This is a genomic window from Frigoribacterium sp. Leaf44, assembly GCF_001421865.1.
In the GTDB taxonomy this organism is placed as follows: domain Bacteria; phylum Actinomycetota; class Actinomycetes; order Actinomycetales; family Microbacteriaceae; genus Frigoribacterium.
In genome coordinates, this window is record NZ_LMLG01000005.1 from 1 (window position 1) to 12,114 (window position 12,114).

The window sequence follows — 12,114 nt, forward strand, 5'->3', positions numbered from 1 at the left end:
GCGAAGAGCACGAGCAACACCAGAAAGGCCCCTTCTTCGGAAGGGGCCTTTCTGCGTTTAACGCTGATCAGGTGGTGGACCCCGGTAAGATCGACCCGATGTCTGCTCCCTTCTCCACCGCCACCGGCGCCGACGTGCGCGTGCGGTTCTGCCCCTCGCCCACCGGAACGCCGCATGTCGGTCTCATCCGCACCGCTCTCTTCAACTGGGCCTACGCCCGGCACACGGGCGGCAAGCTCGTGTTCCGCATCGAAGACACGGATGCCGCCCGAGACAGCGAAGAGAGTTACGAGCAGATCCTGGACGGACTGCGCTGGCTCAAGATCGATTGGGACGAGGGTGTCGACGCCGGCGGGCCTCATGGTCCCTATCGGCAGTCCCAGCGCCACGACATCTACCGCGGAGTCATCGATCAACTCCTGGAGCGTGGCCTGCTCTACGAGAGCTTCGCCACGGGTGAAGAGATCGAGGCCCGCAACATCGCGAACGGTCGAGACCCGAAGCAGGGCTACGACAACTTCGAGCGAGAGCTCAGCGACGAGCAGCGTGCCGCGTTCCGGGCTGAAGGCCGTCAGCCGGCGCTCCGACTGCGGGTTCCCGACCGCGATCTCAGCTTCGACGATCTCGTGCGTGGTCCGATCACGTTCCCGGCGGGGTCCTTCAGCGACTTCGTCGTCGTCCGGCCGAACGGCGTTCCTCTCTACACGTTCGTCAACCCGCTCGACGACGCCTTGATGGGCATCACGCACGTCCTGAGAGGCGAAGACCTCCTCTCGTCGACGCCGCGGCAGATCGCTCTCTACGAGGCGCTGGTCGAGCTCGGCATCACGACATTCGTCCCTCGCTTCGGCCACCTGCCGTACGTCATGGGCGACGGCAACAAGAAGCTCTCGAAACGCGACCCCGAGTCGAACCTGTTCCACCACCGCGACCGCGGATTCATCCCCGAGGGCCTCGTCAACTACCTCGCGCTCCTGGGGTGGTCCTTGACACATGACCGGGACGTGTTCTCGATCGACGAGATGGTCGCGGCGTTCGACGTGGTCGACGTGAATCCGAACCCGGCACGGTTCGACGTGAAGAAGGCCGAGTCCATCAACGGCGACCACATCCGCTTGCTCGCGGTCGACGACTTCACCGAGCGACTGCTGCCCTACCTCGAAGGGATGGTGAGCGTGCCGCCGACGGAGGCCGAACGGGGCGTGCTGGTGCAGGCTGCGCCTCTCGTCCAGGAGCGCATGACCCTCTTGTCCGAGGCCCGTGGCATGCTCGGGTTCTTGTTCACCGCCGACGACGAGCTCGTCCACGAAGACGACGCGCTGGCCTCGCTCGGTGAGCGGTCCGACGAGGTGCTGCGCGCCTCCTCGGCTGCTCTCGAGGGAGTGTCGGACTGGACGCACGAGCCGATCCAGGCCGCCCTCAAGGCGGCACTGGTCGACGGGCTCGGACTCAAGCCCCGCGTGGCCTACGGGCCGCTCCGCGTGGCGCTGTCCGGACGCCGCGTGAGTCCGCCACTGTTCGAGTCGATGGAGATCCTCGGGCGCGAGTCGACTCTCGCCCGGCTCGCCGCCCTCGCCCGCCGCTCATGACCGAGCGCTACGACGTCGCGGTCATCGGGGGAGGGCCCGCGGGCTTGAGCGCTGCGCTCAACCTCGTCCGCGCGCGACGACGCGTCCTGCTGATCGACAGCAACCGGCCGCGCAACTCCGCCACGTTGCTCTCGCACGGGTACCTCACGCGGGACGGCATCTCGCCGCTCGAGCTGCGGAAGCTCGGGCGCGACGAGTTCCTGGGCTACGAGGGCGCCGAGCACCGACAGACCATCGCGACGAACGTCGTCCCCGTCCCCGGTGGGTTCGACCTCTCGTGCGAGTTCCGTGGGCAGCAGTCATCTGCCGTGGCGGGGGTCGTGCTGGTGACGACGGGGCTGACCGAGACCCTGCCCGACATCGCCCAACTCCGAGCGTTCTACGGCACGTACGTCCACAGCTGCATCGAATGTGACGGGTACGACAAACGCGACCAACCGCTCGCGCTGATCGGTGAGCACTCCGACCTCGTCGAGCGCGCGCTGTTGCTCTCGCAGTGGACCGACGACCTCATCGTGTTCACGCACGGTTCGGACGTCGTCACGCCGAAGGACGAGGCTGCGCTGGTGGCCCGCGGCATCACGGTGGACCGACGCCGGGTGGCGAGCATCGACGGTGACCGCGAAGGCATGCGCGGGGTCGTGCTCGAGGACGGCACGATCGTCCCCCGGGCCGGCGGCTTCGTGCGCCCGGAGTGGTCGGCCGCGCTCGACTACGTCGCTGGCACAGGAGCCGACCTGGACGACGACGGGCTGCTCGTGGTTGACGGGCACGGTCGCACGTCGGTGCCGGGGCTCTACGCCGCCGGCGAGAGCACGGCGCCCGGGCCTCAGCAATTGATCGTCGCCGCGGGTGATGGCGCCCGGGTGGCCGCCGTGATCAATCGCGACCTCATCGGTGGCCTCGAACACCTGGCGGATGCTGTACAGTAGACGTCGGTCCAGGTGATGGGCCGACAGTGATGTAGACCTTACGGTTGTCATCATTGGGGTATGGTGTAATTGGCAACACGACTGATTCTGGTTCAGTTGTTCTTGGTTCGAGTCCAGGTACCCCAGCAATTCGGTTCCCCTTGGCCTTACGGCCTGGGGGAATTGCTGTTCGTGCTTGCTTGGCCGTCTCCGGCGGCGTGTTCGGCTTTGCCGAACGGGTCATGTCTTGGCCCTGCGGCCTGGGCGAATTGTTGTTCGTGCTTGCCGGGCCGCCTCTGGCGGGGTGTTCGGCTTCGCCGTACGTGGCACGTCCTGGCCCTTCGCCCCGACGGAATCCTTCTTCGTGCCCTCGGCCTCCCGAGACGGCGTGACCGGTTCCGTCGAAAGAGGTGGGGGCCACGCTTCGCGGCCGACTGGACAGGCCTCGCGCGCTGAGCCGAGCACGTGGCGCCGAGCGACAAGCGCAAAGGGCTGGGCGCTGAGCACGGAGCGCTGAGCGTCAAGGGCTGGGGGCCGGATGGCCTGTGGCGCGACGGCGCATGAGGGCGGCCGCGATCGGACGCTCGACGTGCCGGTGAATGGCGATCGACGACGCCACGACCAGCGGAACCGACACCCCGACCGAGACCCAGCCGTTCGTCCACCCGAGACGGGCGAACAACTCGGGGACGGCCGGGGCGATCATCGGATGGAAGAGGTACAAAGCGTACGATGCCGCCCCGCTAGTCAAGACCCACCCGGGCGTCATCCGGCGGAGGTGGCCCTCGGCCAGGACCGTCGTCGCGACGAGAGCGGTGACCGACGCGAAGCGGGCGGGTGCGTTCCGCTCGAACGAGCCGTCCACGCCGGGTGCCACGAGGACGGCGATCAGCGCCACGAGCGCGAGCGCCCACGTGGTCCAGAGCCAGCGACGGCGCCCGGGGAGCGAGAACTCGGCGATCACCATGCCGATCAGGAAGAACAGGACGATGGGGTCGAAGTAGACCGCCCAGGGCGGGCGCCCTGGGTCGAACGCCCACCAGAGCGCGGCGCACGTGGTGAGCACCAGCGCCACGACAGGGAGGACCGGCACCCGAGCCGCGAGGCAGAGGGCCACGAGAGCATAGAACGCGACCTCGAAGACGAGTGTCCAGCCGACGCCGAGCACGGGCTCGATCTTCCCTTCGGCGTTGCGGGTGGGAACGAAGACGTACGACGCGACCACGTTGACGGGTTCGAGTGTGGCGTGCAGGACGGCCGAGGGGACGACGAACAACGAGACCACCTTGAGGGTCGTCGCGATCCAGTAGAGCGGGACGATGCGTTCGAGTCGTCGACGTGCGAACGTCTTCCAGGCGTCGGCGGAGGCTGGCATGGACCGCACGGCGTGCATCATGACGAAACCGCTGATGACGAAGAAGACGTCGACGCCGACCGACCCGTAGCTCCATGGGGCGAAAGAAGGGTCGAGCCGTTCGTGCGCGTAGAAGATCGTGTGGGTCACCACCACCAGCAGGGCGGCCACGAAGCGGAGGGCCTGGATGCCGTCGAAGTGCCGGCGGTGGGCCGTGGGGGCTCGCGAGGCGGCCGACGAGATCGTCACGGTCCGACATGCTACATGTCGTCGTCGACGACGGGAAGTCGGGCCGGAACAGCCGAGGCCCCCACCGCATGGTGGGGGCCTCGGCTGTCAGTGTGAGCGGATCACTCGCCGATCGTTGCTCCGAAGCGGGCCGGCAGTGTTCCGCGGTGGGTGCTGCGCAGCTCGTCGACGGACACCGTGAAGACGTCCTGCACCTCGAGCGACCCGGACTGGGCGTCGGTCACGCCGATGCGGGCCACGGGGTAACCACGGCCCTCGCAGAGACCGCGGAAACGAACGTCGTCCTCACGGGGCACCGAGACGATCACACGACCGGTCGACTCGCTGAAGAGCGCGGTCGCGACGTCGATGCCGTCACGCTCGAGCACCTCGCCCAGCCAGACGCGGGCACCGACGCCGAAGCGCATCACGGCCTCGGCCAGTGCCTGCGCCAGACCACCGTCGCTCAGGTCGTGGGCCGCGGCGATCAGCGACTGGTCGCCACCGGCGTGCAGCAGCTGTGCGAGCTGGGCCTCGGCGGCGAGGTCGACCGCCGGCGGGCGGCCGCCGAGGTGGTCGTGCACGACGCCGGCCCAGGCCGACCCGTCGAGCTCGAGCGACGTGGTGCCGAGCAGGTAGATGTTGTCGCCCTCGTCCTGCCAGCCGGACGGGATGCGCTTGGCGACGTCGTCGATGACTCCGAGGACGCCCACCACGGGTGTGGGGTGGATCGGGCGCGTGCCGGTCTGGTTGTAGAACGACACGTTGCCGCCGGTGACCGGGATCTCGAGTTCGAGGCACCCGTCGGCCAGTCCCTCGACGGCCTGCGAGAACTGCCACATGACCTCGGGGTCCTCGGGGCTGCCGAAGTTCAGGCAGTCGGTGACCGCGGCGGGCACGGCGCCGGTCACGGCGACGTTGCGGTACGCCTCGGCCAGTGCCAGACGCGCACCCTGCTTGGGATCGAGCTGGCAGTAGCGCCCGTTGGCGTCCGTCGCGATCGCGAAGCCGAGACCGGTCTCTTCGTCGACACGGATCATGCCGCCGTCGTCGGGGAAGCTGAGCGCGGTGTTGCCCAACACGTAGGTGTCGTACTGGTTCGTGACCCAGCTCTTGTCGGCCAGGTTGGGCGAGCCGAGCAGCTCGAGGAACTGCTCGCGCAGCACCGCGTTGCCCGTGGGGCGGGGCAGCGACGACGCGCTGTCGGCCTGCAGGGCGTCGATCCAGCTGGGGTAGGCGACGGGGCGCTCGTACACCGGGCCGTCGACGGCGACCGTCCGGGGCTCGACGTTGACGATCTCTTCGCCGTGCCAGTTGATGACGAGACGGCCGGTGTCGGTGACCTCGCCGAGCACGCTGGTCTCGACGTCCCACTTGGCCACGACGGCGAGGAACGCGTCGAGCTTCTCGGGACGCACGACGGCCATCATGCGCTCCTGGCTCTCGCTCATCAGGATCTCTTCGGCGGTGAGCGACGGGTCGCGCAGCAGGACGTTGTCGAGTTCGATGAACATGCCGCCGTCACCGTTCGAGGCGAGCTCGGACGTGGCGCAGCTGATGCCGGCGGCGCCGAGGTCTTGGATGCCCTCGACCAGCTCGTCGCGGAACAGTTCGAGGCAGCACTCGATGAGCACCTTCTCGGCGAAGGGGTCGCCGACCTGGACGGCGGGACGCTTGGTCGGCCCACCGGACGAGAACGTGTCGGAGGCGAGGATGGAGGCGCCGCCGATGCCGTCGCCACCGGTGCGAGCGCCGAAGAGGACCACCTTGTTGCCGACGCCCCGGGCGTTGGCCAGGTGCAGGTCTTCGTGGCGCAGGACGCCCACGGCCAACGCGTTGACCAGGGGGTTGCCCTGGTAGACCGCGTCGAAGTAGGTCTCGCCCCCGATGTTGGGCAGTCCGAGGCAGTTGGCGTAGAAGCTGATGCCGCCGACGACGCCGTCGACCACGCGGGCCGTGTCGGGCGCGTCGATGTCGCCGAAGCGCAGCTGGTCCATGACCGCGACGGGGCGGGCGCCCATCGAGATGATGTCGCGGACGATGCCGCCGACACCGGTGGCGGCACCCTGGAACGGTTCGATGTAGCTGGGGTGGTTGTGCGACTCGACCTTGAAGGTGACGGCCCATCCGCCACCCACGTCGACCACTCCGGCGTTCTCGCCCATGCCGACCATGAGGTTCTTCTTCATGGCGGGCGAGACCTTCTGGCCGAACTGGCGGAGGTAGATCTTGCTCGACTTGTACGAGCAGTGCTCGCTCCACATGACCGAGTACATGGCGAGTTCGCCGCTCGTGGGGCGACGACCGAGGATCTCGCGGATCTTCGCGTACTCGTCCGCCTTGAGCCCGAGGGCTCCGTAGGGCTGCTCGCGGTCGGGCGTCGCCGCGGCGTTCGCCACGGTGTCGGGCACGTGCCCCTCGGGGCGGACGTCGATCATCTCGGCGTCGTGCGGGGCGCGGTCGGTCTGGTCGGTCACTTGGCGAGGGCCCTCTCGAGAACGGACGTGAAGAAGGTCAGGCCGTCGACACCGCTCGACATCGCGGCGGGGGTGTCGGGGCCGAAGCCCTCTTCGACGGCGTGCTCGGGGTGCGGCATGAGGCCGACGACGTTGCCGCGCGCGTTGGTGACGCCGGCGATGTCGTCCATCGACCCGTTCGGGTTGACGCCGACGTAGCGGAACGCGACCTGCCCCTCGCCCTCGATGCGCTTGACGGTCTCGGCGTCGGCGATGAAACGGCCGTCGGCGTTCTTGAGGGGAATGGTGATCTCTTGCCCCTCGGTGAAGCCGTTCGTCCAGTCGGTGCGGGCGTTCTCGACGACGAGACGCTGGTCGCGGCGGATGAACTGCTGGTGCGCGTTGCGGGTGTGCGCACCCGGGATCAGGCGGGCCTCGGCGAGCATCTGGAAGCCGTTGCAGATGCCGAGGACGGGCATGCCCGCGTTCGCGGCGTCGACCACGTCGGCCATGATCGGCGAGAAGGACGCGATCGCGCCGGCTCGCAGGTAGTCGCCGTAGCTGAAGCCACCGGGCAGGATGATCGCCTCGACGCCCTTCAGGTCGTGGTCGCCGTGCCAGAGGGCGACGGGCTCACCGCCTGCGAGTCGGACCGCGCGCTGCGCGTCGCGGTCGTCGAGGGAGCCGGGGAAGGTGACGACGCCGACACGCATCAGAGGGCGGCGGGAGCGTCGGCGACGGTGATCGAGACGACGTCTTCGATGACCGAGTTCGAGAACATGTCGTCGGCGAGCTCGCGGACGTCGGCGAGCACGGCGTCGGTCACCTCGCCCTCGACCGTGACCTCGAAGCGCTTGCCGATGCGGACGTCGGTGAACGCCCCCTTGCCGAGACGGGAGAGGGCGCCGGCGACGGCCTTGCCCTGAGGGTCGAGCAGTTCAGCCTTGGGCATGACCTCGACGACGATTGTGGGCACTGGTTTACTCCTGCAGAGGCGTCAACGGGTGGACGCGACGAGTCTACGGCAGCCGGGCGCGCCTCCTGGTGGTGCCGTCCGTCGTCCGGGGCGGACGGGCCGCCGCGGCGATCGTCAGCGGAATGCGAGGCTCTTGTCAGCCGGATCATGGATTCGGGCCGCACAGTGATCTCGGCGGACAGAACACGGGCCTCGTGATCGGGCCTTCTGTTCCGCTTCCGGTCGAAGGGTTCCTGATCCGCCCCGAGACCGCCGGACGCCCGGCCGAACCCCCCGTCGGCCGGGCGTCTACCCTTTCCGGGCCACGTCCGTCGGCCCGACGGCCTCGGCCTGGGCCTGGGCGGGCCGGTGAACGCCCTCGGCGGTGACGGCGGGTCGTGACCGTCCGAGCAGCCAGATCGCCAGGGGCAGGCAGATCGCACCCGCCACCGCGTTGCGGAGGTCGAGGCCCTCTTGCATCACGTCGAACGGTGGTCCGATCGCGAGCACCGCCGCCGCCCCGATGAGCCACCAGGAGGCGCGGCGCCGGCCCGCGGGGAGCGCTCGCGGGGGCCGCTCGAACCGAGCCGTGGCCAGCGACACGAGGCAGGTCAGCCCGATGACGAGGGCCCAGATCGGGAGGCGCGTCCACCACCAGGTGGCCGTCGAGGGCTGCGGGAGCGGCCCGCCCACGGCCAGCAGGAACCCGAGCAGGGCGATCAGCACCGGGAGGTGCCAGAGGTAGACGGTCATGCCGCGGCTGCCGATCGCGAACACGACGGCACGGGCCGGCGAGGTGGACATCAGGCGGGACAGGGCGGGGTGCACGAGCGAGAGCACGCAGATCTGGGCCACCCCGAGCACCATGAGCGGCACCGTCGGCGGGTTGAGGTTGCTCAGCATGTCGTCGGACCACGGCCCGGCCGCGGTCAGCGGGACCAGGGCGGCATAGGCCACGACGGCGACGACGAGCAGCACGACCCGAGGCGTCCGACGGAACAGCCCGTCGGCGTAGGCGAAGCCGAGCTGCTGCACGAACAACCACACGAAGGCGAGGTTAAGGAGGCCGACGGCCGTGACGCCGGTGCCGTACCGCACGGCATCGACCAGGACGGCGGCGACGACCAGGACGAACAGGGGCGCCCAGGGGCGGGTGGCGTGCAATCGCGCCATGACCGGCACGAGCACCTGCGTGATGCCGTAGGCCGCGAGGAACCAGAACGGCGAACCCACCCCGGTCGCGACGACGTCGACCAGGTCGGGATCGGCCCCGAGCAGGGCCGCCACGGCGAGGGCGAGCGCGAGGACGGCGAAGACGGCACTCGCCGGCCGGGCGAGCCGCAGCAGGCGGCCCCGGACGAAGTCGCCGGCATCGTCGCCGCGGCGACGAGCGCCGGCCCAGGCCGTGGCGCTGGCGAAGCCGCCGACCACGAAGAAGAGCGGCATGATCTGCCCGGCCCAGGTCGACAGGGGGAACCAGGACTGCTCTTGCAGGGGGCGGTTCGCCACGACGGCACCCGTCGAGTCGACGGCGACGCCCACCATCATCACGTGAATCGCGACGACCAACAGGACGCAGAAGACGCGGGCGAGGTCGACCACGAGGTCGCGCCCCGGGGGGACGGCGGGGGCGGCTGACGACGAGGTCGTGGCGGCGGTGGTCATGTCGATGACGCTAGCGACCCGACGGCGCCCCGGGGTCGTTGTCCACAGGGCGCGTCCGAACCCGGGAACAGCCTCCGAGCCGGCCCGGATTGTTTTGATCGGATCAAAAGAGTGGTTCACTTGACCCATGACCCACCCGACCGACGACCCTCGCGAGGCCCTGCGCTCCGCCGGGCTGCGCGTGACCGAGCCCCGGCTCGCCGTGTTGCGCGCCCTCGAGCCGTCGCCGCACGCGGCCGCCGAGCAGGTCTTCGCCCGAGTGGCCCTCGAACTGCCCGGCACATCGGTCCAGGCGGTGTACGGAGTGCTCAACGCGCTGACCGGCGCCGGCTTGGTGCGCCGCATCGAACCCGCGGGCTCGGCGGCGCTCTACGAGTTGCGGACGGGCGACAACCACCACCACGTCGTCTGCGGCGTGTGCGGCTCGGTCGCCGACGTCGACTGCGTCGTCGGTCACGCCCCCTGCCTCACCCCCTCCCACGACTCGGGATACCTCGTGCAGACCGCCGAGGTGACTTTCTGGGGTCTGTGCCCGGCCTGTCGAGCGGCCGAGGCCGACGGTGCGGAGGGCGACGAGTCGAGCAGCGCCTCCTCGTCCGACCGCCTGGCCGCGACCGACGCGGCCGTCCCCGTGGCCTGACCCGCCGCCCGCCCCCTGATCTCACACGACGACGAACCACGAACGAAAGAGGACACATGACCGACGCCAAGAAGATCACCACCACCGACAACGGCGCCCCCGCCGCCAGCGACGAGTTCTCGCAGTCGGTCGGCGCCGACGGCCCGATCGTCCTTCACGACCACAAGCTGGTCGAGAAGCTGGCCAACTTCAACCGCGAGAAGGTGCCCGAGCGCATCGTCCACGCCAAGGGCGGCGGAGCCTTCGGCACGTTCGTCACGACTGCCGACGTCTCGCGCTACACGCGCGCCGCGCTCTTCCAGCCCGGTGTCGAGACCGAGATGCTCGCGCGTTTCTCGACCGTCGCCGGCGAGCAGGGCAGCCCCGACACGTGGCGCGACCCCCGCGGTTTCGCGCTGAAGTTCTACACGAGCGAGGGCAACTACGACCTCGTGGGCAACAACACGCCCGTGTTCTTCATCCGTGACGGCATCAAGTTCCCCGACTTCATCCACTCGCAGAAGCGCCTGCCCGGTTCGCACCTGCGCGACCACGACATGCAGTGGGACTTCTGGACGCTGTCGCCCGAGTCGGCGCACCAGGTCACCTGGCTGATGGGCGACCGGGGCCTTCCCGCTTCGTGGCGCAACATGGACGGCTTCGGCTCGCACACGTACCAGTGGATCAACGCCGAGGGCGAGCGCTTCTGGGTCAAGTACCACTTCAAGACGAACCAGGGCAACAAGATCCTCACGCAGGACGACGCCGACCGCATCGCGGGTGAGGACGCCGACTTCCACATCCGCGACCTCTCCGAGGCCATCGACCGCGGCGACTTCCCGACCTGGACGCTGTCGGTGCAGGTGATGCCCTACGACGAGGCGGCCACGTACCGCTTCAATCCCTTCGACCTGACGAAGGTGTGGCCGCACGCGGACTACCCGCTCATCGAGGTCGGCACCATGACGCTGAACCGCAACCCCGAGAACTACTTCGCGCAGATCGAGCAGGCCGCGTTCGCCCCGTCGAACTTCGTCCCCGGCATCGCGACCAGCCCCGACAAGATGCTGCTCGCGCGCATCTTCAGCTACGCGGACGCCCACCGCTACCGCATCGGCGTCAACCACCAGCAGCTGCCGGTGAACACGCCCAAGACCGAGGTGCACTCGTATTCGAAGGACGGCGCCGCGCGGTATCACTTCAGCGAGGCGACGGCTCCGGTCTACGCACCGAACTCGGTGGGCGGCCCGGCGGCGGACCCGCAGGCCGCGGGTGACACCGGCGGCTGGGAGAGCGACGGCGAGCTCGTCCGCTCGTCCGTGACGCTGCACCCCGAGGACGACGACTTCGGCCAGGCCGGCACGCTCGTCCGCGAGGTGCTGGACGACGAGGAGCGCGACCGCCTGGTGCAGAACATCGTGGGCCACGTCTCGAAGGTCACCCAGCCCGCTCTGCGCGAGCGCGTCTACGAGTACTGGACCAACGTCGACCCCACCCTGGGTCTGCGTGTCCGCAAGGGCGTCGAGCCCGAGGCTCCCGGCTCGAACGAGGACCCGGCGGAGGTCGGCGTCCCGGCGTAGTCGGCAGTCACGACAGACCGCAGGAGGCGCGGTGACCGTTCGTCGGTCACCGTGCCTCCTCGGCGTTCCGGGGCACGTGCGGCCTCGGGTGCCGTGCGGGTCAGACCATCTGGCCGTTCCAGTTCAGCTCGCCCTGGGGCCAGTCGGCGAGGGTGCGCGTGCCCTCGCGGAGCAGCCAGCCGTGGTCCTGGGTGACGAGGACGCCGGCGCCGTCGGCGCTGAACGCCGTGTAGTGCGCCGTGAGACCCTCGAGCGGCAGCCACCCGCCGCGCCGGTAGAAGCCCTGGACGTCGTCCCCGGTCTCGAGCACGCCGAAGCCGCTGCCGAGCGACGTCAGTGCCGCGTCGACCTGACGGAGCAGTTCGCCGCCGAGGCCGGTGCCCTGGACGGTCGGCGAGACGGCGACCATGCCGACCGCCGTCACGAGCAGGTCCGTGTCGCCGACGGTGACGAACTGGCGTCGCAGGCCGGCGTGCGCCACCACGACGTCGCCCTGACGCGCGACGACCCGCAGCTCGGGCTGCATCCCCGCCCAGCTGCGAGCCCCGGCGTACCAGTGGTCGTAGCTCGGGAACGCCCGGGCGAGCATCGCCGCGACCGCCTCGTGGTCGTCGAGCGTGAGGTCGCCCTCAGGGGTCGTGGAGAACGTGGGGGATTCGGCTGCAGGCATGCTCACCACCGTAGCCATCGGCGTCGCCGAGGGAGCCTGTGACCGAGGGCTAAGCCGACTGCGGTCGCACGGTCACCTGGAGCTGGT

The 12,114-nt window shown here is 69.5% G+C and carries 10 protein-coding genes and 1 tRNA gene; 5 read left to right on the plus strand and 6 right to left on the minus strand.

The window, feature by feature from the left end; all coding sequences use genetic code 11:
* Positions 1-98 precede the first annotated feature (98 nt).
* The 3 genes from gltX (at position 99) to ASE87_RS07350 (ending at position 2,647) form a co-directional block, all read left to right on the plus strand.
* Entirely contained in the window at positions 99-1,589 is a 1,491-nt protein-coding gene (gltX, locus tag ASE87_RS07340; RefSeq protein ID WP_043597446.1) for a glutamate--tRNA ligase, read from the plus strand.
* Positions 1,586-2,521 (plus strand): NAD(P)/FAD-dependent oxidoreductase, encoded by a 936-nt coding sequence (locus ASE87_RS07345; protein WP_056227229.1) that lies wholly within the window; start codon positions 1,586-1,588, stop codon positions 2,519-2,521. Before gltX ends, ASE87_RS07345 begins: the two co-directional genes overlap by 4 nt.
* A 54-nt stretch (positions 2,522-2,575) precedes the next feature.
* A tRNA-Gln gene (locus tag ASE87_RS07350) sits at positions 2,576-2,647 on the plus strand.
* A 373-nt stretch (positions 2,648-3,020) separates the two neighbouring features.
* On the opposite strand, the gene ASE87_RS07355 is transcribed toward ASE87_RS07350, so the two are convergent.
* The 5 genes from ASE87_RS07355 to ASE87_RS07375 form a co-directional block, all read right to left on the minus strand.
* Positions 3,021-4,103 carry an acyltransferase gene (locus ASE87_RS07355; protein ID WP_056227231.1) on the minus strand — a complete coding sequence of 361 codons (1,083 nt, stop codon included), beginning with the start codon at positions 4,101-4,103 and terminating at the stop codon, positions 3,021-3,023.
* A gap of 101 nt (positions 4,104-4,204) precedes the next feature.
* Positions 4,205-6,520, minus strand: a complete 2,316-nt coding sequence (gene purL, locus ASE87_RS07360; protein WP_056227580.1) for a phosphoribosylformylglycinamidine synthase subunit PurL — start codon at positions 6,518-6,520, stop codon at positions 4,205-4,207.
* Positions 6,521-6,555: 35 nt separating this feature from the next.
* A complete protein-coding gene (gene purQ, locus ASE87_RS07365) occupies positions 6,556-7,251 on the minus strand; it encodes a phosphoribosylformylglycinamidine synthase subunit PurQ (RefSeq protein ID WP_043597441.1) in 696 nt (231 codons plus the stop codon).
* On the minus strand, positions 7,251-7,514 hold the full coding sequence (gene purS, locus ASE87_RS07370; RefSeq protein WP_043597439.1) for a phosphoribosylformylglycinamidine synthase subunit PurS: 264 nt from the start codon (positions 7,512-7,514) through the stop codon (positions 7,251-7,253). The genes purQ and purS overlap by 1 nt, the downstream gene beginning before the upstream one ends.
* A 288-nt stretch (positions 7,515-7,802) precedes the next feature.
* Positions 7,803-9,158: an acyltransferase gene (locus ASE87_RS07375; protein ID WP_082452466.1), complete on the minus strand. Its 1,356-nt coding sequence runs from the start codon at positions 9,156-9,158 to the stop codon at positions 7,803-7,805.
* 127 nt (positions 9,159-9,285) lie between these two features.
* Here ASE87_RS07375 and ASE87_RS07380 point away from each other — a divergent pair, with 127 nt between their 5' ends.
* Complete coding sequence (locus ASE87_RS07380; RefSeq protein ID WP_082060211.1) at positions 9,286-9,798, plus strand: Fur family transcriptional regulator; 513 nt, start codon at positions 9,286-9,288, stop codon at positions 9,796-9,798.
* A 56-nt stretch (positions 9,799-9,854) separates the two neighbouring features.
* On the plus strand, positions 9,855-11,357 hold the full coding sequence (locus tag ASE87_RS07385; protein WP_056049517.1) for a catalase: 1,503 nt from the start codon (positions 9,855-9,857) through the stop codon (positions 11,355-11,357).
* Between the two features lie 100 nt (positions 11,358-11,457).
* Here ASE87_RS07385 and ASE87_RS07390 read toward each other — a convergent pair whose 3' ends face one another.
* The gene (locus tag ASE87_RS07390) at positions 11,458-12,027 is read right to left on the minus strand and encodes a GNAT family N-acetyltransferase (RefSeq protein ID WP_056227583.1); all 570 of its coding nucleotides are present in this window, start codon (positions 12,025-12,027) and stop codon (positions 11,458-11,460) included.
* Positions 12,028-12,114 lie beyond the last annotated feature (87 nt).

Coding starts and splice junctions, on each gene's coding strand:
- ASE87_RS07345 (WP_056227229.1), top strand. CDS start 1,586: ATGACCGAGCGCTACGACGTCGCGGTCATCGGGGGAGGGCCCGCGGGC.
- gltX (WP_043597446.1), top strand. CDS start 99: ATGTCTGCTCCCTTCTCCACCGCCACCGGCGCCGACGTGCGCGTGCGG.
- purQ (WP_043597441.1), bottom strand. CDS start 7,251: ATGCGTGTCGGCGTCGTCACCTTCCCCGGCTCCCTCGACGACCGCGAC.
- ASE87_RS07380 (WP_082060211.1), top strand. CDS start 9,286: ATGACCCACCCGACCGACGACCCTCGCGAGGCCCTGCGCTCCGCCGGG.
- ASE87_RS07385 (WP_056049517.1), top strand. CDS start 9,855: ATGACCGACGCCAAGAAGATCACCACCACCGACAACGGCGCCCCCGCC.
- ASE87_RS07390 (WP_056227583.1), bottom strand. CDS start 12,027: ATGCCTGCAGCCGAATCCCCCACGTTCTCCACGACCCCTGAGGGCGAC.
- purL (WP_056227580.1), bottom strand. CDS start 6,520: ATGATCGACGTCCGCCCCGAGGGGCACGTGCCCGACACCGTGGCGAAC.
- ASE87_RS07375 (WP_082452466.1), bottom strand. CDS start 9,158: ATGACCACCGCCGCCACGACCTCGTCGTCAGCCGCCCCCGCCGTCCCC.